Genomic DNA, 22,164 nt, shown 5'->3' with positions numbered 1-22,164 from the left:
ACAAAAGGTTCAGAAGGAGTTCACTGGCCGCTCAACAGACTGCCGCCCATTCCCGTGGCTAGCCGGCCACGAATGCCCGGAGCTAGTATCCAAGCGATGCGTCACGCCCCCACGACACTGCTGATGTTCTGCGCGCTCGCGCTCGCCCCACTCACCGTGGCGGCGCAGCAGCGGGGTGACCGCGGTAGCCGCGACGAGGCCGCCGACCGGGTCCGCCAAGTAGAACGCGCCGGTGGCCGGGTGCTGCAGGCCGAGCCGATGCAGCGCGGCGGCCGCGAGGTCTATCGCATCAAGGTCCTGACTCCCGACGGTCGCGTGCGCGTGATCGACGAGGACCGCGGTCCGGGTCGCCGCGAGCGCCCGGAGTTGACGGACCGGCGACGCGAGTTCCGCAACGATCAGGGCGCCGAGGCTGCCCGCGAACGGCAGCAGCGCGTCGAAGCCGAGCGTCGCGAACGCCAGCGCGAGCAGTCGCGCGAGCGCGACGACCGGCGCGAGGACCGGTTCGACCGCGGCGGCGGCCGCGGCCGTCGCGGCGATTGAACCCCGCCGCCCGGACCTTCCGTCCGGTCGGCCCAGTCGAAGGAGACGACATGCGCGTTCTGCTGGTCGAGGATGAAGCCCCGCTGCGCGAGACCCTCGCCGCGCGCCTGAAGCGCGAAGGGTTCGCGGTCGACACCGCCGCCGACGGCGAGGAAGGTCTGTACAACGGCCGCGAAGTGCCGTTCGACATCGCCGTGATCGATCTCGGCCTGCCGAAGATGTCCGGCATGGACCTGGTCAAGGCGCTGCGCGCCGAGGGCCAGAAGTTCCCGATCCTGATCCTGACCGCGCGCTCGAGCTGGCAGGACAAGGTCGAGGGCCTGAAGTCCGGCGCCGACGATTACCTGGTCAAGCCCTTCCACGTCGAGGAACTGCTGGCGCGCATGAACGCGCTGCTGCGCCGCGCCGCCGGCTGGAGCAAGCCGACGCTCGACTGCGGTCCGATCCGTCTCGACCTGTCGGCGCAGACGGTGGCCGTCAACGGCACGCTCGTCGACCTGACCAGCTACGAATACAAGGTGCTCGAGTACCTGATGCTGCACGCCGGCGAGCTGGTCTCGAAGGCCGACCTCACCGAGCACATCTACCAGCAGGATTTCGACCGCGATTCCAACGTCCTCGAGGTCTTCATCGGCCGCCTGCGCAAGAAGCTCGACCCGGATGGCCAGATCAAGCCCATCGAGACCGTGCGCGGCCGCGGCTATCGCTTCGCGATCCCGCGCGACGAGTAAGCGCCCATGCGGCGTTGGCGCACGCTGTCGCTGCAGGCGCGGCAGCTGCTCGCGGCCAGCCTCGCGCTGGTCGCGTTCCTCGGCTTCACCGGCTACGCCCTCGACCGCGCCTTCGTCGACACCGCCCAGAATGCGCTGCGCGTCCGCCTGGAGACGCTGGCGATCGCCTACGTGCAGGGCAGCGAGTTCGACCGCGGCCGCAATTTCATCCCGCCGGAGATCCCGCCGGACATCCGCTTCACGCTGATCGGCCAGGGCCTGTACGCGAGCGTGCGCGGCGCCGGCCTGCGCTGGGAATCGGAGTCGGTGCGCGGGCGTTCGCTGCCGCCGGTCGAACTGCTCGGCCCCGGTGAGACGCGCTTCGAGGGGCCGCTGCGCATCATCGACGCGCACGGCATGGAGAACGCCGTCTATTCGTACTCGATGGGCGTGGTCTGGGAGTCGGTCGACGACTTCGAGGTCACCTTCAGCGTCTACGAGGATGCCGCGCAGATCCAGGCGCAGGTGATCGTTTTCCGGCGCGCGCTGTGGAGCTACCTCGGCGTCGCCACGATCGCGCTGTTGCTGCTGCAGCTGGGCGTGCTGCGCTGGAGCCTGCTGCCGCTGCGCAACGTCGAGCGCGAGGTCGCGCGCGTGCGGGCCGGCCAGAGCCAGCGCCTCTCCGGATGGCATCCGCGCGAGCTCGAGGCGATCACCGAGAGCGTCAACGGCCTGATCGAGAGCGAGCGCAGCCACCTGGAGCGCAGCCGCAATACCCTGTCCGACCTCGCGCACAGCCTGAAGACGCCGCTGGCGGTGCTGCGTGCGCGCCTCGAGGCCGACGCCGGAAACGAGGAACTGCGCGCCGAGGTCGAGACCCAGGTGCAGCGCATGAACGAGATCGTCTCCTACCAGCTCTCGCGCGCCGCCCGCAGCGGCCACGCGCTGTTCGCGGCGCCGATCGAGATCGAGCCGCGCGCCGAGGAGATCGTCGCCGGCCTGGAGAAGGTCTACGCCGCCAAAGGCGTGCTCTGCGAGTTCGAGATCGACGGCGCCGCGCGCTTCCACGGCGAACTCGGCGACCTGCAGGAGCTGCTCGGCAACCTGCTCGAGAACGCCTTCAAGTGGGCGGGATCGCGGGTGCTGCTGCGGGTCCAGGGCGAGCCGGCGCCGAACCGCCGCCCCGGTGTCACCTTCGAGGTCGAGGACGATGGCCCGGGCATCCCGCCGGACAAGGTCGAACGCGTGTTGCAGCGCGGCGTGCGCGGCGACGAACGCGTGCAGGGCCACGGCATCGGCCTGTCGATCGTGCAGGACATCGTCGCCGCCTACCGCGGCGAGTTCAGTGTCGGGCGCTCGGAGGAGCTGGGCGGCGCGCGGTTCGTCGTGCGCTTCCCGCCGGCGATCTGAAAGCGAGGAACGAGGAACGAGGAACGAGGAACGAGTGAACACTCGCGCTTCGCGCGGCCGCGCCAGGGGCGCGGGCTGTCACTCGTTCCTCGTTCCTCGTTCCTCGCTTCAAAGCGGCGACTCGCCATAGAACCGCCGCAGGTGCGACGCGACCTCCGGCATCGCCGCCGCCAGTACCGCGGGCGCCGAGAAGTGGTATTCGCTGGTGACCGCGAAGAATTCCTCGGGGGCTTCGGCCGCGTAGGGGTCGATGACGGTTTCCTCGCCGGCGTCGACGCGGGCGCACAAGGCCTCGTAGGCCGCCTGGAAGTCGCGGGCCCAGGCGCGCTGCCAGGCGGCGGGCAGGGGTGGGGTGCCGTCCATCGCCTGGTCGAGGGCGTCGAGCTTGTGCGCCATCTCGTGCACGACGACGTTGAAGCCCTCGTGCGGCGACCCGGCCTCGGCGGCGACGTCGTCCCAGGACAGCACCAGCGGGCCGAATTCCCAGGATTCGCCGATCAGGTCCTCGTCGTATTCGTGCAGCACGCCGGTGTCCTCGTCGTGCTCGTGGCGCTGGGCGCGGAAGGCGCCGGGGTAGACGAGCACCTGCGACCAGCCGCGCAGACCCTCGGCGCCGAACTCGAGCAGCGGCAGGCAGCACAGCGCCGCCAGCAGCATGCGCTGGTGGTCGTCGAGTTCGAGACCATGCAGCGGGGTGATCGACTTGCCGGCGCGGAAGCGGGTGATTAGGCCGTGCAGGCGTTCGCGGCGTGCGGGCGCGAGGCGCGCGACCCACGGCGCGGCCTCGGCGAGCAGGGCGATATCGTCGGGGGAAAGCGTGCGCGGCGCGCGCAGCCGGCGGAACAGCGATCTCAGCGGATCATTCCCGGCAGCAGGCTGTGCCAGCGCGGGCCGCCGCGGGTACGGGATTCGCTGCGTGGACGCACCGGCGCGGTGGTGCCGGGACCGCCGGTGCTGCCATTGGCGTCCGCCGGCGTGGCCTTGGTCGGCGTTTCCTGCGCTTTCGGGCAGCCGGTGGCCGGGGCCGCGTCCTGTTCGCCATCGGCGGCGTGGACGCCGGACGCGACGAAAGCGAGCAGCAGCGCGATCAGGATCCGGTTCATGGGTCACCTCGCAGGGAATGCCGAAGGGATGCCCGACGGCGGCGAAAGGTTGCAGCCGACGTTATACCAAATCCGTGATCTCCCTCCCGGGTTCCCGGGTGATCAACGGTGTACGTCCCGGCTAGACTCCGGCGGGCATGAACGCCGCCTCCTTCGCCCTGTCCGCACCGGCGCTGATCCGCGGTCCCGCCCTGCGCCGTGCGCTGATCGCCGGGGCGCGGCGGGTGATCGCCCAGCGCGACGCCCTGAATCGCATCAATGTGTTTCCGGTGCCCGACGGCGACACCGGCAGCAATCTCGCCTTCACCCTCGGTGGTGTGCTGGCCGGCGCGCTCAGCCGCCGCAGCCAGGGCGCCGGCGACCTGCTGCGGCGCGTCGGCGAGGACGCCGTCGACGGCGCCCGCGGCAATTCCGGGGCGATCCTCGCGCAGTTCCTGACCGGCGTCGCCGAAGCGGTCGGGCCGGTGCGTGCCCTCGACCCGGCGGCACTCGCCCGCGCCGTGCGCGCCGGCGCCGCTTCCGCGCGCCAGGCGCTCAGCGAGCCGAAAGAGGGCACGATCCTCAGCGTCATCGCCGCGTTCGCCGAGGCCCTGGATCCGCGTGGCGGCGAGGACCTCGGCGCCTGGTTCAGGCGCGCGCTCGAACACAGCCGGCGCGCCCTCGCGGACACGCCGAAGCAGCTGCCGGTGCTGGCGAAGGCCGGGGTCGTCGACGCCGGTGCGCGCGGCTTCGTCGACCTGCTCGAGGGCATCGACGAATTCATCGCCTCCGGCGCGGTCGACGCCGCCGGCGTCGCCGACGAGACCCCGGCCGAGCTCGAGGCCGCGGAGGCGCACGGCGAACTCGCCGACGCCGATCCGGAACACCGCTGGTGCAGCGAATGCCTGCTGGTGGCCGAGGTGCTCGACCGCGCCGCGCTGCGCGCCGCCGTCGACGCCCTCGGCGCCTCCTGCGTGGTGCTCGCCGGCAGTGCGCAGCGCCTGCGCCTGCATGCGCACGTGCGCGATCCGGGTGCCTTGTTCGAGATCGCCGGCCGCTTCGGCCGCGTGGAATCGGCGAAGGCCGACGACATGCATGCGCAGGCACGCACCGCCGCCGGCAAGGTCGGCATCGCGGTGATCACCGACAGCGCCGCCGATCTCCCGGAAACGCTGATGACGCAGCTCAACGTGCACATGGTCGCGGCACGCGTGAACTTCGGCGAACGCGATTACCTCGACAAGGTCGGGCTGTCGACGAAGGACTTCTACCGCAAGCTGCGCAGCGAAGCGGTGCTGCCGCGCACCAGCCAGCCGCCGGCGGGCGACTTCCGCCGCCAGTTCGAATTCCTGCTGTCGCATCACCGGGCGCTGGTCTATGTCGGCCTGTCGCGGACGCTGTCGGGCACGCTGCAGGCCGGCGAGACTGCGGCGCAGCGCCAGGATGGCCGCGCGCATGTGTTCGACACCGGCAATGCCTCGGTCGGCGAAGGGCTGATGGTCGCGCGCGCCGGCGAGATGGCACTGGCCGGCGCGGACGCCGATGCGATCCTCGCCGAACTCGCGCGCCTGCGTCCTCTGACGAAGACCTTCGCGATGGCACCCGACATCGCCCACGCGGTGCGCGGTGGCCGCGTGCCGGCCTGGGCGCTGCCGATCGCGCAGGCGCTGGGCCTGGCCGGCATCGCCCGGCTCACCGACGACGGCCGCCTGAAGCTGGCCAGCGGCCTGTTCGGGCGCCGGCGGCTACCGGAGCGTTTCGCCGGCTGGGTCGCGCGCCGGGTCGATCGCCGGCAGGCCTGGCATGTCGCGGTCGGCCACTGCGATGCGCCGGAAGCCGGCGCCGCCACGCTCGCCGCGCTGCGCGAACGCCTCGACGTGCGCGACGCGTGGCTGGTCGAGACCGGCTCGGCGGTCGGCGCGCATGCGGGGCCGGGGGCGGTGGTGGTTGCCGTGCAGCCGGCGGGCTGACTCACCGCCACCGGGCTTTGTAGGAGCGGCTTCAGCCGCGATGCTCTTGCCGTCAATGCCGTTCGATCGCGGCTGGAGGCGCTCCTGCAGGGCATCGCGGCTGAAGCCGCTCCTACAGGGGGCATGGCCTAGAATCACGGGATGCTCGTCCTCGCCCTCCTCGCCACCGCCTACGCCCTCGGCTCGCTCTCCGGCAGCCTGCTGCTCGGGCGGCTGCGCGGGATCGACATCCGTCGGCAGGGCAGCGGCAATGCCGGCGGCACCAATGCGCTGCGCACGCAGGGCTGGAAGTTCGCGCTCGGCACCGTCGTCGTCGATGTCGGCAAGGGCGTGCTGGCGGTGTGGCTGGCGCTCCGCTTCGGCGCTGGTGTGAGCTGGTTGCCCTATGCGGCGGCGGCGGCCGCGGTGCTCGGGCACGTGTGGCCGGTCTTCCACGGCTTCCGCGGCGGCAAGGGCGCGGCGACCCTGCTCGGCGCGCTGCTGCTGGCCTGGCCGTGGGCGGTCGCGGTGATGCTCGGCACCTGGCTCGTCGTCCTGGTGATCGGTGGCTACGTCGGGCTGGCGACGATCCTCGCGGCCTTCGCGCTGCTGCCGTTCGCGCTGATCGAGGGCGCCCCGGCGGAACGCCTGGTGTTCGCGGCCTTCGCGGCGCTGTTCATTCTGTACACCCATCGCAGCAATGTCGCGCGGCTGCGCGCCGGTACCGAGAGCCGCTTCGAGCGCGTGCGCCTGTTCGCGCGCCGGCGGGGCGCCGCGTGAGCGACCGCGCCCTGCTCGCCCGCCTGTGCGCCGGCCCGGCCTCGGGCGCGGCGCTGGCCCGCGAACTCGGCATCAGCCGCGCCGCGGTGTGGAAGCGCATCGAAAGCCTGCGCGCCGCCGGCGTCGACATCGCCGCGGCGGCGGGCAGCGGGTACCGGCTGGCGCGGCCGCTGCAGCTGCTCGATGCCGACGCGCTCGCCGCGGCGCTGTCACCGGCGGCGCGCACGGAACTCGCCGGGCTCGAGGTGCTGTTCGAGACCGATTCGACCAATGCGCTCGCGCTGCGCGAACCGGCGCCGGCGCAGGGCACGCGCGCCTGGTTCGCCGAGCGGCAGACGGCCGGCCGTGGCCGCCGTGGCCGCGAATGGCAGTCACCGCTCGCCGCCAACCTCTACCTGAGCCTGTCGCGCCGCTTCGAGGGCGGCATCGCCGCGCTGCAGGGCCTGAGCCTGGCGGTCGGCGTCGCCACCTGCGAGGCACTGCACGCGCTCGGCATCGGCGAGGCCGGACTCAAATGGCCCAACGACCTGCTCGCGCGTGGGCGCAAGCTCGGCGGCATCCTGGTCGAGGTCGGTGGCGACGCCGGCGGGCCGATGCGGGTGGTGATCGGCCTCGGCCTGAACGTGGCGATGCCGGCCGATGCGGCGATCGACCAGCCGTGGATCGACGTCGCCACCCTCGCCGGCGACAGCGCGCCGACGCGGCCGCAAGTCGCCGCCGCGCTGCTCGATGCGCTGCTGGTGCTGCTGCCGCGTTTCGAGGCCGAGGGCCTGGCGCCGTTCCTGCCGGCCTGGCAGCGGCACGACCTGCTGGCGCAGCGGCCGGTGCGCCTGATCGAGGGCGAGCGCGTGCACGAGGGCATCGCCGAGGGCATCGCCGCCGACGGCGCGCTGTGCCTGCGCGGCGCCGACGGGACCGTCCGGCGCTTCCACGCCGGCGAAGCCAGCCTGCGCGCCGCATGAACTGGCTGCTCGATCTCGGCAATTCGCGGCTGAAGGTCGCCGCCTGGCGGCCGGGCCGGGCGCCGGCCGCGGCCCAGGCCTTCGCGCACGGCAGCGCCGACTTCCTGCCGTCGCTGCAGCGCTGGCTCGCCGGCGTGCGCCGCGGCGACCGCTGCTGGCTGGCCTCCGTCGCCTCCTCGGAACTCACGGCGACCGTCGCCGAAGCGCTGGCCAGCCACGGCAATCCGGCGACGCGCGCACGCACGCGCAGCGAATGCGCCGGCGTGCGCATCGCCTACGCGGAACCGGCGCGGCTCGGCGTCGACCGCTTCCTCGCGCTGCTGGCGGCGCATCGCCGGGGTGCCGAGCCCTGGCTGCTGGTGTCGGCCGGCAGCGCGCTCACCGTCGACCTGATCGACGGCAGCGGCCAGCATCGCGGCGGCGTCATCGCGCCGAGTCCGGAACACATGCGCGCGGCGCTGGCGCAGCGTTTCCCGGCGCTGGCCTATGCCGGCGGCGAGGCGATGGATTTCGCCGCCGACACCGCCGACGCACTCGCCGGCGGCAGCCTCGGCGCCGCCCTCGGCCTGGTCGAACGCGCGCACCGGCAGGCGACGCGGCTGCTCGGTCGGCCGCCGCGGGTGCTGGTCAGTGGCGGTGGCGGCGACCGCCTGCTGCAATCCCTGGAAATCGATACCGTCGAGGCCGCACCGGCACTGGTGCTGGAAGGCCTGGCGGTCTATGCGGCGGAGACCGCGGGCGAGAACGGATGATCCTGCGCGGACTGGTGGTGTTCCTGTGTTGCCTGAACCTCGGCGTCGGCCTGTGGTGGGCCCTGCAGCGCGAGAAGCCGGTGCTGCTGCCGCCGCCGGTCGACACCGGCGTCGGCAGCCTCGTGCTGCTCGGCGAGGCGGGACCGCCGCCGACGCCGGAGCAGGCCGACACCGCGGGCATCCCGGTGCCGGTACCCGCCGATGTCGAATGCCTGACGCTCGGCCCGTTCGCGACCCCGGCCGAAATGCGCGCGGCGATGGGTGCGCTGGCGCCGCACGTCGCCCGCATCGAATTCCGCGAGGTCGCCGCCGGCGAATCGCGCGGCTGGCGGGTGTTCCTGCCCGCGGCCGGGGACCGCGAGCAGGCGCTGGCGGCCGGTCGCGCGCTCGCCGCCAAGGGCGTCAACGACTACTACGTCGTCACCGGCGGCGCCGACGTCAACACGGTCTCGCTCGGCGCCTTCCGCGACCTCGCGAATGCCGAACGCCGCCGCGACCAGATCGCCGCGCTCGGCTTCGAACCCGTGCTCGAGGCGCGCCCCGCGGCGGCGCCGGTGTGGTGGATCGATCTCGCCTCCGAACCCGGGCTGGACTGGGCGGCCCTGCTGCCGCGGCGCGAGGGCGTGTCGGCGCAGGCGCTGGAATGCCGGTGAACCGCGGCGCAGCGGGTAGAATCGCGGCATCGCCGGCTTAGCTCAGTTGGTAGAGCAACCGCCTTGTAAGCGGTAGGTCCCCGGTTCGAGTCCGGGAGCCGGCACCAGCGAGGAGCCGAAGCAATGAGCCGAACCTTTCCGCAGATCGCCCTGATCGGCGCCCCGACCGACGTCGGTGCCGGCCACCGCGGGGCCTCGATGGGGCCGGAGGCGCTGCGTGTCGCCGGCCTCGGCGAGGCCCTGCGCGCGCGTGGGCTGGACGTGCTCGACACCGGCAACCTGCTCGGCCCGGCGAATCCCTGGCAGCCGCCGACCGCGGGCTATCGCCATCTCGACCAGGTCGTCGAATGGAACCGCCGGGTGATGGAGGCGGTGGCCTCGCAGCTGCGCTTCGGGCGTCTGCCGGTCATGCTCGGCGGCGACCACTGCCTGGCGGTCGGCAGCATCACCGCGGTCGCCGCGCACTGCCGCGCCACAGGCCGCAAGCTGCGCGTGCTGTGGCTCGACGCCCACGCCGACTTCAACACCTGCGAGGTCACGCCGTCCGGCAACTGCCACGGCATGCCGGTCGCCTGCCTCTGCGGCCTCGGTCCGCGCCCGCTGACCCATCTGGGTGGCGACGCGCCGGCGCTGCAGCCCGGGGAGATCCGCCAGATCGGCATCCGTTCGGTCGACCCGGGCGAGAAGAAGCTGGTGAAGGAATACGGCCTCGACGTCTACGACATGCGCCACATCGACGAGGTCGGCATGAAGCGGGCGATGGAGGAGGCGCTGGCCGGCGTCGACGACGAGACCCACATCCACGTCAGTTTCGACGTCGACTTCCTCGACCCGGTGATCGCCCCCGGCGTCGGCACCACGATTCCCGGCGGTCCGACCTACCGCGAGGCGCAGCTGGTGATGGAGATGATCGCCGACACCGGCCGCATGGGTTCGCTCGACATCGTCGAACTCAACCCGGCCTTCGACGACCACAACCGCACGGGCTTGCTGGCCGTCGACCTGGTCGAGTCGCTCTTCGGCAAATCCACCCTGATGCGCGACTGACCCCCCGCCCGCCTCTGTAGGAGCGGCTTCAGCCGCGATGCTCTAGGCAAGAGCATCGCGGCTGAAGCCGCTCCTACAGGGCATCGCGGCTGAAGCCGCTCCTACAGGGCATCGCGGCTGAAGCCGCTCCTACAGGGACGAGCTGCAGGTCAGTTGGCGGCGTCCTCGATCTTCTCGCCGGCCTTGCTGAGGTCGCGGCCGAAGCCTTCGACGGTGTTGCAGGCCGAGAGCAGGAACAGCGCGGCGAGGACGAGCAGGGCGGGGGTGGCGAGGCGGCGGAACATGGGCGACTCCGGTCAGGGACTGGACGAAGTCTACGTCGGGCTGCGGTCGCCGCGTACCGGGTTACTGCCTGTCTCCTGTGCAAAGGCATCGCGGCTGAAGCCGCTCCTACAGGGGGGGAATGCATTCACCGGGGATCGGGCGCGAAGCCGAGCGGGAAGGGCTCCGGACGGCCCGGCGGCTGCGGCCAGCGCGGCGGCAGGATGCGGCGGGCGACCAGCACCTCGGCGCTGTCGTAATACAGGCTCGCGAGTTGGGCCGGGTGGCGCGACGCGCGTTCGAACTGCGTCACCGAAGCGGCGTCGCGGCGACGGTCACCATGGCCGGTGCCGAGCTGCTGCCGCGGCTCGTCGGCGTAGGGGGCGTAGGCGCGGCTTTCGGCTTCGCGGGCGCGGCTGCCGGCGTCGGCGGGCGAAGGTGCGGACTGCGCGGGCGCGGCGGGCCGGGGCGCTTCGGCGCGGGCGGCGGCGACATCGTCGCGCTCGTACCAGGGCGCCGGCGGCGGATAGGTCGGCTGGCCGATGTGCACCGGCGGCGCCGGGCGCTTCTCGCGGAAGGCGGCGACGCCGATCACGCCGACGTTGCCGGGGCGGCCGGTGCGGGCGGCGTAGCTGTCGGGCAGGGCGGTGAAGTGGAACTCGGCGACCTCGCCGAGGTTCTTGCGCCAGCCGCGCACCTCCAGCCGCTGCCACGGTTCGAGCACGTAGCCGCTCTGGGCGCTGCCGGCGGTTTCGCCGCTGATCACGTTGACGCCGTCGACGGAGACCACCGCGAGTACGCGCTCGCCGGTCAGGTTCTGCAGCACGATCGCGTAGCGGTGGCCGGGACGGCCCTCGATCCAGTGGCGGCCGTCGTGCGGCCACGCGGGCAGGTCGTGGCCGCTGTCGAGGTCGCGCACGCTCAGGCCGACCAGGGTGTCGGCGCGGGCGCAGCCGCACAGGGCCAGCGCCAGCAGGGCGGAAAGCAGCAGGAACAGGCGTTTCATGGGCATTCTCCGGGGTCGGGCACGGCTTCCAACGCCCGGCGGCGGGGAACGGGGTTGCCGCCGCGGTTAGACTGGCGGGCCCCGCGTCAGCCGCCGAAATCCATGTCGAACACCCGCGTCCTCACCGGCATCACCACTTCCGGTACCCCGCACCTGGGCAACTACGCCGGCGCGATCCGCCCGGCGGTCGCCGCCTCCCGCCGCCCGGGCGTCGAGAGCTTCTACTTCCTCGCCGACTACCACGCGCTGATCAAGGCCCAGGACCCGGCGCGGGTGCAGCGCTCGACGCTGGAGATCGCGGCGGCGTGGCTGGCCTGCGGGCTGGATCCGGACAGGGTGTGGTTCTACCGCCAGTCCGACATCCCCGAGATTCCCGAGCTGACCTGGCTGCTGACCTGTGTCGCCGGCAAGGGCATCCTCAACCGCGCGCACGCCTACAAGGCGGCGGTGGACCGCAACGTCGCCGAGCACGCCGACCCGGACGCGGGCGTCACCGCCGGCCTGTTCATGTATCCGGTGCTGATGGCGGCGGACATCCTGATGTTCCGTGCCAACCTGGTGCCGGTCGGCCGCGACCAGGTGCAGCACATCGAGATGGCGCGCGATTTCGCCGCCCGCTTCAACCACCTCTACGGCGAGCACTTCGTGCTGCCGGAAGCGGCGATCGACGAGAACGTGGCGACCCTGCCCGGTCTCGACGGCCGCAAGATGAGCAAGAGCTACGACAACACCATCCCGCTGTTCGCGCCGAAGGCCGAGTTGAAGAAGCTGATCTTCTCGATCGTCACCGACTCGCGCGCGCCCGGCGAGTCGAAGGACACCGAGGGCTCGGCGCTGTTCCAGCTCTACCAGGCCTTCGCGACGCCGGAGCAGACCGCGGCCTTCGCGCAGGCGTTCGCCGACGGCATCGGCTGGGGCGACGCCAAGCAGGCGCTTCTCGAGGTGATCGACGGCGAGGTCGCGCCGCTGCGCGAGCGCTACCAGGCCCTGATCGCCGACCCGGCCGCGATCGAGGCGCGGCTGCGCGAGGGCGCCGCGAAAGCGCGCACGATCGCGACGCCGTTCATGCGTGAGCTGCGGCACGCGGTCGGCTTGCGCGACCTCGGTGCCGCCGCCGGTGCGGCGAAGCCGGAAAAGGCGAAGAAGGCGACGCTGCCGACCTTCAAGCAGTACCGCGAGAAGGACGGCCGCTTCCACTTCAAGCTCATCGCCGCCGACGGCCGCGAACTCCTGGTCAGCGAGGGCTTCGCCTCGCCGAAGGACGCCGGCGAACTCATCGCCCGCCTGAAGTCCGGCGAACTGACCGGCAAGGCCACGACCATCGGCCGACTCTCCGAGGGCGTCACGGCTGACGACGTCGATGCGGCCCTCGCGACTTTCGCGGACTGAACGGCTCCGACGAAGCCGGGCGGGAAGGAACACAGATTCCGCAGATTTCTCGGATCAGGGCGGATCGAACAACGATGGGTAGACGGTCCATTGCTCCCATCCGCACAGGCTTGATCCGCATTCATCCCTGAAATCTGCGGAATCTGCGTGCTTCTGCGAAATCCGGAACGCTCAGTCGTGGACGTTGGCGTTGCTGCGGGTCAGGCGGCGCTTGCTGCGGACGACGCAGAAGCGGTGGCCCGTCGGGGCTTCGAGCACGATCCAGCGGCTGTCGTGGGGCCGCGCGATCTCCCTGGCGCCGAGGGCGATCAGGCGCCCCGCCTCGGCCTCGATGTCGTCGCTCTCGATGTCCAGGTGCACGCGCGGCGGGTGTTCGACGCGCTGCACCTCGATGTGCAGTCCGAGCGGCGAACCGTCCAGCACCGCGTAGCGGCCGTCGTCGCCTTCGTTCGGGTCGACGATGCCCAGCCCCAGCGCACGGCTCCAGAACTCCGCGTGCGCGTCCAGCGCGCCGCCTTCGCAGTCGATGATGAAACCGGCGAGGCGGCTGTGGTGCGCCATGGCCTTACTTCGCGCGCTGCAGGTCGTCGATCAGCGCCTTCAGGAAGCGCGCCGCCTCGCCACCGGTGGCGGCGCGGTGATCGAAGGTCAGCGACAGCGGCATGATGCGGTGAGCCTCGATGCCACCCAGCACCGGCACCACCGCGTGGTGCAGGCGGCCGGCGCCGATGATCGCCACGCACGGCGGCACGACGACCGGCGTCGCGTACTTGCCGGCGAACACGCCGAAGTTGCTGAGCATGATCGTGTAGCCGCGCAGGTCTTCCGGCGGCAGCGAGCGGTTCTTGACGCCGTCGCGGATGCGGTTGAGCTCGGCACGCACCTGCTGCGGGTAGAGCCGCTCGGCGCCGCGCAGGTTGCCGACGAACAGGCCGTCGGGCGAATCGATCGCGATGCCGACGTCGACGCGCGTATGCCGGCGCAGGGTGCCTTCCTTGGCGTTGAGCCAGGAGTTCATCGCCGGCACCTGCTGCGCCGCGACCGCGAGGCCGCGGATCAGACGGACCATGATGTCCTCGCCCGGCGCCCAGGCGTGCAGGTCGGCGTCGTCCATCAGCGTGGTCGGCACGACTTCGGCATGCGCCTGCGACATCGAGCGGACCATGTTGCGGCGGACGCCGCGGATCGGGTCGTCGACGTCCATCGCGACCGCCGTATCGCCCCTGGGTTTTCCTGTAGGAGCGCCTTCAGGCGCGATGGCCCGCGCCGGCGACGGAGTGGCCGCAGCGATCGCGGCGGCGGTGGTGGCGGAAGGGATCGGGGAGGGCATCGCGGCTGAAGCCGCTCCTACAGCCGCTCCTACAGCCGGTCCCACAGGCGCCGTTCCCGCGGCGGCGGCCTGCTTGACGTCGGCCATCGTTACCGTGCCGTCGGGGCCGGTGGCGCGCACGCGCGCCAGGTCGATCTTCAGCTTCTTCGCCAGCGCACGCACGGCCGGCATCGCCTTGACGCCGCCGATCGCCACCGCCTGCTCGCTGCGCACGGCGTTCGAGCTCTGCATCGCGCCGACCACGGTGCCGGCGTCGCCGTCCTGTTTCGGCGCCGCGCCTTCATCGGCCTTCAGCTCGCCGCCTTCGTCGGAGGCGTGCACCGTGGTGGCGTCGCCGTCATCGCGCGAAGGCTCGTCCGGCACCGGCTGGCCGGCGCCCTTGTCGGCGCCATGCCCGCCGCCGCCGTGGCCATGCGAGTGACCGGTGTCCTGCGCGTCGGCGCGCTGCGGCAGGTTGGGATCGAGCTCGACCTCGGCCAGCCAGGCGCCGGTGGTGATCACGTCGCCGGACTTGCCGGCCAGGCGCGTCACCTTGCCGGAGAACGGCGAGGGCACGTCGACGACCGCCTTCGCGGTCTCCATCGACACCAGCGGTTCGTCGAGCTTCACGATGTCGCCGACGGCGACATGCCACTCGACGATCTCGGCATCGGGCAGGCCTTCACCCAGGTCGGGCAGCAGGAACAGTTTCTTCTCGCTCATGGTCTGTCGAATTCCTTCAGCTCAACCGTGCGCCATCGCGCGCTTCGCCGCGGCGACGATCTTTTCCACGCTCGGCAGGTACTTCATCTCGAGGCGGAACAGCGGGATGTGAGTGTCGTAGCCGGTGACGCGCTCGACCGGGGCGACGAGGTCGTACATCGATTCCTCGGCCAGGCGCGCGGCGATCTCGGCGCCGAAGCCGGCGGTCTTGGCGGCCTCGTGCACGATCACGCAGCGGCCGGTCTTCTGCACCGACTCGCGGATCGTGTCGAAGTCGAGCGGCTTCAGCGTCGCGACGTCGATGACTTCGGCATCGATGCCTTCCTTCGCCAGCGCTTCGGCCGCCTCCAGCGTCTCCTTCACCTGCGAGCCCCAGCTGACGAGGGTGATGTCGGCGCCGTCGCGCAGCACGAAGCAGACGTCTAGCGGCAGCGCCTCGCCGTCGTCCGGCACCTCTTCCTTGTACTGGCGGTAGATGCGCTTGGGCTCCATGAAGATCACCGGATCCGGGTCGCGGATCGCGGCGAGCAGCAGGCCGTAGGCACGCTGCGGCGACGAGGGCAGCACGACGCGCAGCCCGGGCACGTTGGTGAAGATCGCCTCGTTCGCTTCCGAATGATGCTCGGGGGCACGGATGCCGCCGCCCCAGGGCACGCGCAGCACCATCGGGCAGCTCAGGCGGCCGCGGGTGCGGTAACGGAAGCGCGCGGCGTGGCAGACGATGTGGTCGACCATCGGGTACACGAAGCCGTCGAACTGCGCTTCGGCGACCGGCTTCATGCCCTGCGAGGCGAGGCCGACGGTGAGGCCGGCGATCGTCGTCTCGTCGAGCGGCGTGTCGAGCACGCGCTGGTCGCCGAAGCGCTGCTGCAGGCCGGCAGTGGCGCGAAACACGCCGCCGTTGACGCCGACGTCCTCGCCGAGCACCAGCACGGTGTCGTCGTTGGCCATCTCGTACGCCAGCGCCTGGGTGATCGCCTCGATCAGGGTGATGGCGGCCATGTCAGCGGCCCTCCCACTTCAGCGCATCGGCGCGCTGCGCGAGGACTTCCGCCGGCAATTCGGCATACAGGTGATCGAACATCGCTTCCACCGGCTGCACCCTGGTTTCCAGATACGCGTTGACCTCCTCGTCCACGCGCTTGCCGCATTCCTCCTTCCACGCCGCTTCTTCGGCTTCGCTCCACACGCCTTCGCTGATCAGGAAGGTGCGCAGGCGGGTCATCGGCTCGCGTTCCCAGGCCGCCTTCACCTCGGCGTCGTCGCGGTAGCGGCGGGCGTCGTCGGCGGTGGTGTGGTCGGACAAACGGTAGGTGATCAGCTCGAGCACGCTGCCACCGTGGCCGTTGCGTGCGCGCTTGAGCGCGTGGTCCATCGCCGCGCGCACCGCGATGATGTCGTTGCCGTCGACCTGCACGCAGTCGAGGCCGCCGGCCAGGCCCTTCTGCGCCAGCGTCTTCGCGCCGGTCTGCGCCTTGCGCGGCACCGAGATCGCCCAGCCGTTGTTGATGATGCAGAGCACGAACGGCAGGGTGTAGGCGCCGGCGGAATTGATCGCCGCGTAGGTGTCGGTCTTCGAACTGCCGCCGTCGCCGACGCAGGTGACCGCGACGCGCGGCTCGCCGCGCAGCTTGAAGGCCAGCGCGGCACCGGCGGCGTGCAGGCACTGGGTGGCGATCGGCACGCACCACGGATAGTCGTGCGGCGGGCCGGCGAAGTCGTTGCCGCGCTCGTCGCCGCCCCAGTACATCAGCACGTCGCGGGCGCGCACGCCGCGCATGAACTGGGCGCCGTACTCACGGTACGAGGGCGCGAACACGTCGTCGTACTGCATCGCGCTGCCGATGCCGATGTGGGCGGCCTCGTGGCCGAGGCAGCTGGCGTAGGTGCCGAGCTTGCCGGTGCGCTGCAGCGCCACCGCCTTGGTGTCGAAGGTGCGCACGTACAGCATCTGCCTGAACAGCTCGACCAGCGTGCCGCGGTCACGCACGGCTTCCGGCAGGTCGTCGCGCACCAGGCGGCCGTCGGGGCCGAGGTACTGCAGGTATTCGATTTCGAAGGTTGCGGCCAGAGACATCGCGACATCCCGTGGAAACAGGGGCCCGATCATAGCCGCCCCGGACCGTGAAGAAGAAACGGGCGCCCGGAGGCGCCCGTTTCCATGCTGCGGGGTACGGAAGCTCAGCGTGCGGGAACGATATTGATGCCCGCCGCGTCCTGGTTGTTGCCCGGATCGGTGTCGTTGCTGCGCGTCTGCACGTCGGCCGACAGCGTGATCGTCCCCGGATCCAGCGGCTGCACGTCGATCGTCAGACGATCGATCACGCCGGCGTCCATCGCCCCGCCGCGGCGGCAGGCGATCACCGTGCCGACGGGGTCCGCGATCGGCGCGTCGCAGGTCCAGCCGGGCGCGCCGATGCGCAGGATCTGCTCCGGTTCCACGTCGAGCGCCAGCGTCGCGGTGGTGCCGGCCGCCGGCATGGCGCCGGCATTGGCGACGAAGGCCCGCAGGGTCGCGGTGTTCGGCAGGCGCGCCGACGGCGACTTCGCCTCGACGACGACGGTGAGGTCGGTGTCGAGGAAGGCCGGCACCAGCAGTTCGGCGACCAGCGGGTCGTGGTCCGAGCTGCGCAGCGGCACCGTGGTGTCGGCGGCGTTGTCCTCGGCGAAGTCGGCGTTGACGCGGGCGTGGTGCAGGCGCGCTTCGGTCGACTCGAGCAACGCCTGGTTCACGACCGCATGGTCGAGCGCCTGCAGGTTGCCCTCGAACACGAAGGAGTAGCGCTGCGCCTCCGGCTTGGTGCCCAGCAGGTTGGTCAGCGGCACGGTGACCGCGCTGTCGGCGTGCACGAGCACGGTGTTCTCCGCCGCCGGCGTGCCCGAGATGATGCCCATGACGTCGACGTAGCCGTCGCTGAACTCGAAGGCGTTGAAGTCGCCGATCAGGATCACCGGCATGTCCGGCTCGGCCTGGTGGATCGATTCCACCAGCTCCGAGACCTTCACCGCCTGCTGGGCGCGCTTGCCGCGCGAACGGGCGCCGGTCGTGCCCCATACGGCGCGCGACGCGTTGTCGTTGACGTCCAGCAGCGACAGGTTGTGGTTGACGATGACATGCGCGTCCCAGGTGTTGCCGTTGTCGCCGTGGATGCGGGCGACCAGGTGCAGCGGCGGACGGTCGAACAGGATGTCGCTGGTCGAGTTGTCCGGGGCGACCAGGCGTTCCGTCACGAACTCCTGCTGGATCGAGAGCACCTCGACGCGGTGCTCGGCGCCGCCGGGCGAGGCCGCGCGACGCACCAGGAAGCCGAGCCGCTGCGCGCCGCTGCCCGCGAGCACGTGCGCCTCGTAGTCGGGGCTGTCCGGGCAGAAGCCGAACTCGTCGTCGTTGATCGACTCGGCGAGCCGCTGCGCGGTCGCCAGGTCGGCGATCTCGACGAGACCGACGACGTCCGGCGTGTACATGTACCGGCAGAAGACCTCGTTGAGCTTCGCGAGCCGGTCGAGCGGCACCGCGGCGCCACCGGACAGGTTCTCGATGTTGTAGCTGCCGATGCGCACCTGGCCCGGGCCCGGCGCCGGCACCGCGGCCGGCAGCGCGCCGCCGATCACCTCGACGCCCGCGTGGTCGCCCATCAGCAGGGTGAAGTCGCCGCGGTCGTAATACATCACGCCGCGCAGGCCCTTGAGCCTCGTGCGGTTGTCGACGTCCAGGTGGCTGCCGTCGACCAGGCCGGTGCTCTCGATGCGCAGGCGTTCGGCGTTCTTGTCGAACAGCGGGATCTCGTTGCCCGGCGGCAGCGCGATGTCGTCGAGTACGGCGATGCCGGGCTCGCGGAACGGGCTCGTGACCGCGTTCGGAACGACGTGGAAGTCGCCGAAGGAGTTCGTCGGCCCGACCACCCGCATCTGCGGCAGCTTCACGCGCATGCCCTGGTAGCGGCCGAGCGCGGCCGGATCGGCACCGGGCTGCATCAGCGCGGTGTCGATCGTGACCGTCGCCGGCAGCTTCTGGCCGGTCGCGATCACCGTCAGGCTGCTGTTGCCGAGCTGGGTCAGCGGGAAGCCGTGCGGGGTGCGCCGGTACTCGGCGACCCGCGCCGCGACGCGGACGCGGTTGCCGATCGCGGCATCGGCCGGCGGCGTCGTGCTGGTGAACACGAAGACGCCCTCGGCGGTCATCGGATCGGAGTCCTCCTCGCCACGCGCCGACTGGATGAAGTAGCCGTTCGATCGCCGGGCGGTGACGATGCCCTCGGTGACGATCTCGGTGCCGACCGGCAGCGGCGAGCCGACGCCGAGGCCCTGGATCTGCGCGATCGTGACCTCGCCGATGACCGACAGCGCGATTTCGGCGGTGCCTTCGCGGCTTTCACCGTCGGTGATCGCGACCGGCAGCGTCTTCTGGCCGGGCGCGCCGCCGACCGTCGCGAGGTAGGACCAGGTGCCGTCGGCGGCGACCGCGTCACCGTGGCTGCCGTCGTCGAAGAAGGCCTGCGCGGCGTCGCCGCCGATCGCCGAGAGGTCGGCGACGACGGTGATGGCGCTGCTGTCGGGATTGGTGCCGCCGGTCACGGCCACGGTCAGCAGGGTCGAATCCCCGGCGAGGAGCGAGGACGGACTGGCGGCGCCGACGCCGGACGGGTCGGTCGGGTCGGTGCTCGGCACGCAGCTGGCGGTGTGGCTGCCGAGCCCGGCGAAGGTGTCGTTGGCGTAGGCGTCCCACTGCGTGCTCGGGTCGAACGCATCGTCGATCACCGTGTCGCCGGCGCAGACCGTCGCCTTGCGGCGCAGGGTCGCGTCGGCGGTGCCGTGTGCGCCGGTGCCCCATTCCGTCCCCGGGTCCTCGCCGACGCGGCCGAAGGAGTCGACCACGGTGCCGGCGCTGCCGCCGCGGCGCAGCACCAGCGCGTCGTCGCCGTTGTGCGACAGCGAGCCGGTGGTCAGGTCGGCGACGCCGGTCACCGCCGCGACCGCGCTGCTGTTCGCGATCACGTACACGTCGCCGGCGGCGATGCTGCCGGTCAGCGTGATCGTGCTGGACGGCGAGGTGCCGCCGTTGGCGTAGACCTGCAGCACGTACTGGCCGGTGCCGAGGTTCACCTCGGCGTCGGTGCCGTTGTAGATCTCGACGGCCTTGTTGTTGCTGCTGCCTTCGATGTACTCGGAGATCAGCAGGTCGGTCGCGGCCGCGGCGTTGCCTGCAAGGGGCAACGCGAGGATCGCGGCGAAAAAGCGGGTACGGCGCGGACATTTGCGCATCGGGGCCACCTGGTTGGGTTCGTTGCGGGACCGTCACGGCGCGGGCACGCCGATGAATCCCCCGGCCGGCGCTGTGACAGAATCGGAATCTAATCCGAAATCGCGTCGGCGGTGTTACGCGGTTTTCCTATTGCGCCGCCGCCCGGAATCCGCCATGAGCCAGCATCCCGACCGGAACCCGCCCCCGATGAACCAACGCGCCCTCGAACAGGGCATCACCACCGACCTGCGCGACCGCCTGACCTACGGCGGCTACCTGCAGCTCGACACCCTGCTGTCGGCGCAGACGCCGGTGTCCGAACCGCCGGTGCACGACGAGATGCTGTTCATCGTCCAGCACCAGGTCTCGGAGCTCTGGATGAAGCTGGTGATCCACGAGCTGCGCGCCGCCATCGCCTGCCTGCAGAACGACGACCCCGACGGCATGCAGAAGGTGCTTGCGCGGGTGAAGCAGGTGCAGGCGCAACTCACCGGCATGTGGTCGGTGCTCGAGACCCTGACCCCGGCCGACTACCTGCGTTTCCGTCACCTGCTCGGCCCGGCCTCGGGCTTCCAGTCGCTGCAGTACCGGCTGATCGAGTTCCTGCTCGGCAACAAGAACGCCGACATGGGCGCGGTGTTCGCGCACGACCCGGTCGCCAGCGCCGAGCTGCGCGCGGTGCTCGAGGCACCGAGCCTGTACGACGAATTCCTGCGCTGGCTGCACCGGCGCGGCCATCCGATCCCGGCGGCGAGCCTCGCGCGCGACTGGGCGCAGCCGCATGCGCGCGATCCGGCGCTGGTGCCGGTGTTCAAGGCGATCTACGAGGACACCGCGACGCACTGGGACGCCTATGCCGCCTGCGAGCAGCTGGTCGACCTCGAGGTCGGATTCCAGCTGTGGCGTTTCCGCCACATGAAGACGGTCGAACGCATCATCGGTTACCGTCGCGGCACCGGAGGCAGCAGCGGCGTCGGATTCCTGAAGCAGGCACTCGACCTGACCTTCTTCCCCGAACTCTTCGAAGTCAGGACGGTACTGGGCACGTGATCACGAACGACATCGTCCTGCTGGGACTCCTCGCCGCGACGCTCGCCGCGATCTTCTGGGCCGCCAGCGGTCCGACCCCGTTCCTGAAGCGCTTCTTCACGTGGGTGCCGGCGCTGCTGCTGTGCTACTTCATCCCGGCGATCTACAACACCGCCGGGCTGATCGACGGTCACGCGACGAAGCTCTACAACCCGGTCGCGCGCGACGTGCTGCTGCCGGCGGCGCTGGTGCTGCTGACGCTGTCGATCGACCTGAAGGGCATCATGAAGCTCGGGCCGAAGCTGCTGCTGGTGTTCGCGGCGGGCACGCTCGGGGTGATGCTCGGTGCGCCGGTGGCCTTCCTTGCGCTGAAGCTCATCCATCCGGAAACCGTGTCCGGCGACACCTGGGCCGGGATGTCGGCGCTGGCAGGCAGCTGGATCGGCGGCGGCGCCAACATGGTGGCGATGCGCGAGGTCTGGCAGGTCGACGCCACCACCTTCGGTCAGTTCGCCGTGGTCGACGTCGCGGTCGCCAGCCTGTGGATGGCGGTGCTGCTGTTCCTGGCTGGGCGTTCGGCCGAGATCGACGCCCGCCGCGGCGTCGACACCCGCGCCCTCGACGAGATGAAGGCGCGCATGGCCGCGTTCGAGCAGGCCAATGCGCGCATTCCGGGCCTCACCGACCTGATGGTGATCGTCGGCGTCGCCTTCGGCGGCGTCGGCATCGCGCATGCGGTCGCGGTGCCGCTGGCCGGCTGGTTCGGCAGCACCTTCGAATGGGCCAAACGCTTCAGCCTCGACTCGCCCTTCGTCTGGGTGGTCGTGCTGTCGACGACGATCGGCCTGCTGCTGAGCTTCACCCGCGCACGCCGGCTGGAATCGGCCGGTGCCTCGAAGCTGGGCTCGGTGATGCTGTATTTCCTGATCGCCTGCATCGGCATGCAGATGGACCTGCTGGCGCTGGCCGACAAGCCCTGGCTGTTCCTGCTCGGCCTGATCTGGATGGCCACCCACGTGCTGGTGCTGTGGCTCGCCGCGAAGCTGCTGCGGGTGCCGCTGTTCTATTTCGCGATCGGCTCGCAGGGCAACATCGGCGCCGCCGCCTCGGCGCCGGTGGTCGCCGCCGCCTTCCACCCGACCCTGGCGCCGGTCGGCGTGCTGCTGGGCACCGTCGGCTACGCCACCGGCACCTACCTGGCCTACGTCGTCGGTCTGATGCTGAAGGCGCTCGCGGGCGCCTGAATACCGATGTGAAGGCCGTCCCGGTTTGACTCGATCGGGCCGGACGGTTACACCTTGCCCGCCCTGCGGCGCC

21 protein-coding genes and 1 tRNA gene are annotated in these 22,164 nt (G+C 71.2%); 13 read left to right on the top strand and 9 right to left on the bottom strand.

All coding sequences use genetic code 11. The features are described 5' to 3' along the window. The first annotated feature begins 96 nt into the window (after window positions 1-96). Genes K311_RS16170 through K311_RS0108810 form a run of 3 tightly spaced genes read left to right on the top strand, consistent with a single transcriptional unit; the run spans window position 97 to window position 2,663 of the window. Window positions 97-543: a PepSY domain-containing protein gene (locus tag K311_RS16170; RefSeq protein WP_154659497.1), complete on the top strand. Its 447-nt coding sequence runs from the start codon at window positions 97-99 to the stop codon at window positions 541-543. Window positions 544-593: 50 nt separating this feature from the next. After that, window positions 594-1,274 (top strand): response regulator transcription factor, encoded by a 681-nt coding sequence (locus tag K311_RS0108815; protein ID WP_026817006.1) that lies wholly within the window; start codon window positions 594-596, stop codon window positions 1,272-1,274. Between the two features lie 6 nt (window positions 1,275-1,280). Further along, window positions 1,281-2,663, top strand: a complete 1,383-nt coding sequence (locus K311_RS0108810; RefSeq protein WP_026817005.1) for an ATP-binding protein — start codon at window positions 1,281-1,283, stop codon at window positions 2,661-2,663. 108 nt (window positions 2,664-2,771) lie between these two features. On the opposite strand, the gene K311_RS0108805 is transcribed toward K311_RS0108810, so the two are convergent. Together K311_RS0108805 and K311_RS18710 are read right to left on the bottom strand one after the other, a co-directional pair. Then, on the bottom strand, window positions 2,772-3,548 hold the full coding sequence (locus tag K311_RS0108805) for a M90 family metallopeptidase (protein ID WP_081683387.1): 777 nt from the start codon (window positions 3,546-3,548) through the stop codon (window positions 2,772-2,774). Continuing rightward, on the bottom strand, window positions 3,515-3,766 hold the full coding sequence (locus K311_RS18710; RefSeq protein ID WP_169515865.1) for a hypothetical protein: 252 nt from the start codon (window positions 3,764-3,766) through the stop codon (window positions 3,515-3,517). Before K311_RS18710 ends, K311_RS0108805 begins: the two co-directional genes overlap by 34 nt. 137 nt (window positions 3,767-3,903) lie before the next feature. On the opposite strand from K311_RS18710, the gene K311_RS16165 reads away from it, so the two are divergent. The 7 genes from K311_RS16165 to rocF all read left to right on the top strand — a co-directional run bounded on the left by K311_RS16165 (window position 3,904) and on the right by rocF (window position 9,888). After that, window positions 3,904-5,715, top strand: a complete 1,812-nt coding sequence (locus tag K311_RS16165) for a DegV family protein (protein WP_043797432.1) — start codon at window positions 3,904-3,906, stop codon at window positions 5,713-5,715. A gap of 141 nt (window positions 5,716-5,856) precedes the next feature. Next, the gene (gene plsY / locus K311_RS0108795) at window positions 5,857-6,474 is read left to right on the top strand and encodes a glycerol-3-phosphate 1-O-acyltransferase PlsY (protein WP_026817003.1); all 618 of its coding nucleotides are present in this window, start codon (window positions 5,857-5,859) and stop codon (window positions 6,472-6,474) included. Next, on the top strand, window positions 6,471-7,436 hold the full coding sequence (gene birA, locus K311_RS0108790) for a bifunctional biotin--[acetyl-CoA-carboxylase] ligase/biotin operon repressor BirA (protein ID WP_026817002.1): 966 nt from the start codon (window positions 6,471-6,473) through the stop codon (window positions 7,434-7,436). The genes plsY and birA overlap by 4 nt, the downstream gene beginning before the upstream one ends. Continuing rightward, entirely contained in the window at window positions 7,433-8,188 is a 756-nt protein-coding gene (locus tag K311_RS0108785) for a type III pantothenate kinase (protein ID WP_026817001.1), read from the top strand. Before birA ends, K311_RS0108785 begins: the two co-directional genes overlap by 4 nt. Then, window positions 8,185-8,841, top strand: a complete 657-nt coding sequence (locus K311_RS0108780; protein WP_026817000.1) for an SPOR domain-containing protein — start codon at window positions 8,185-8,187, stop codon at window positions 8,839-8,841. The genes K311_RS0108785 and K311_RS0108780 overlap by 4 nt, the downstream gene beginning before the upstream one ends. A gap of 31 nt (window positions 8,842-8,872) precedes the next feature. Continuing rightward, window positions 8,873-8,948: transfer RNA gene (locus K311_RS0108775), tRNA-Thr, on the top strand. A gap of 16 nt (window positions 8,949-8,964) precedes the next feature. After that, a complete protein-coding gene (gene rocF / locus K311_RS0108770) occupies window positions 8,965-9,888 on the top strand; it encodes an arginase (RefSeq protein ID WP_026816999.1) in 924 nt (307 codons plus the stop codon). Window positions 9,889-10,037: 149 nt separating this feature from the next. Here the strand turns inward: rocF and K311_RS18140 are convergent, their stop codons facing one another. Both K311_RS18140 and K311_RS0108760 read right to left on the bottom strand, forming a co-directional pair. Then, on the bottom strand, window positions 10,038-10,172 hold the full coding sequence (locus tag K311_RS18140; protein WP_081683366.1) for an entericidin A/B family lipoprotein: 135 nt from the start codon (window positions 10,170-10,172) through the stop codon (window positions 10,038-10,040). A gap of 125 nt (window positions 10,173-10,297) precedes the next feature. Then, on the bottom strand, window positions 10,298-11,155 hold the full coding sequence (locus K311_RS0108760; RefSeq protein ID WP_051239793.1) for a hypothetical protein: 858 nt from the start codon (window positions 11,153-11,155) through the stop codon (window positions 10,298-10,300). A 102-nt stretch (window positions 11,156-11,257) separates the two neighbouring features. Between K311_RS0108760 and K311_RS0108755 the strand changes: the two genes are divergently transcribed. Next, window positions 11,258-12,544: a tryptophan--tRNA ligase gene (locus tag K311_RS0108755; RefSeq protein WP_026816997.1), complete on the top strand. Its 1,287-nt coding sequence runs from the start codon at window positions 11,258-11,260 to the stop codon at window positions 12,542-12,544. Between the two features lie 171 nt (window positions 12,545-12,715). Here the strand turns inward: K311_RS0108755 and K311_RS0108750 are convergent, their stop codons facing one another. From K311_RS0108750 to K311_RS0108730, 5 genes are all read right to left on the bottom strand, one after another. Next, window positions 12,716-13,105 (bottom strand): VOC family protein, encoded by a 390-nt coding sequence (locus tag K311_RS0108750; RefSeq protein WP_026816996.1) that lies wholly within the window; start codon window positions 13,103-13,105, stop codon window positions 12,716-12,718. 4 nt (window positions 13,106-13,109) lie between these two features. Next, window positions 13,110-14,576, bottom strand: coding sequence for a dihydrolipoamide acetyltransferase family protein (locus tag K311_RS0108745; protein ID WP_026816995.1), 1,467 nt, complete (start codon window positions 14,574-14,576; stop codon window positions 13,110-13,112). A gap of 21 nt (window positions 14,577-14,597) precedes the next feature. Beyond that, window positions 14,598-15,578, bottom strand: a complete 981-nt coding sequence (locus tag K311_RS0108740; RefSeq protein WP_026816994.1) for an alpha-ketoacid dehydrogenase subunit beta — start codon at window positions 15,576-15,578, stop codon at window positions 14,598-14,600. A 1-nt stretch (window position 15,579) separates the two neighbouring features. Beyond that, a complete protein-coding gene (gene pdhA, locus K311_RS0108735) occupies window positions 15,580-16,653 on the bottom strand; it encodes a pyruvate dehydrogenase (acetyl-transferring) E1 component subunit alpha (RefSeq protein WP_026816993.1) in 1,074 nt (357 codons plus the stop codon). A 104-nt stretch (window positions 16,654-16,757) separates the two neighbouring features. Continuing rightward, window positions 16,758-19,838 (bottom strand): lamin tail domain-containing protein, encoded by a 3,081-nt coding sequence (locus tag K311_RS0108730; protein WP_026816992.1) that lies wholly within the window; start codon window positions 19,836-19,838, stop codon window positions 16,758-16,760. A 187-nt stretch (window positions 19,839-20,025) separates the two neighbouring features. Here K311_RS0108730 and K311_RS0108725 point away from each other — a divergent pair, with 187 nt between their 5' ends. Together K311_RS0108725 and K311_RS0108720 are read left to right on the top strand one after the other, a co-directional pair. Beyond that, entirely contained in the window at window positions 20,026-20,868 is an 843-nt protein-coding gene (locus tag K311_RS0108725; RefSeq protein ID WP_026816991.1) for a tryptophan 2,3-dioxygenase, read from the top strand. Continuing rightward, entirely contained in the window at window positions 20,865-22,091 is a 1,227-nt protein-coding gene (locus tag K311_RS0108720; RefSeq protein ID WP_026816990.1) for a DUF819 family protein, read from the top strand. The genes K311_RS0108725 and K311_RS0108720 overlap by 4 nt, the downstream gene beginning before the upstream one ends. The last annotated feature ends 73 nt before the right edge of the window (window positions 22,092-22,164 follow it).

Source organism: Arenimonas composti TR7-09 = DSM 18010 (assembly GCF_000426365.1).
GTDB lineage: Bacteria > Pseudomonadota > Gammaproteobacteria > Xanthomonadales > Xanthomonadaceae > Arenimonas > Arenimonas composti.
This window is presented reverse-complemented; position numbering and strand designations above follow the sequence as displayed.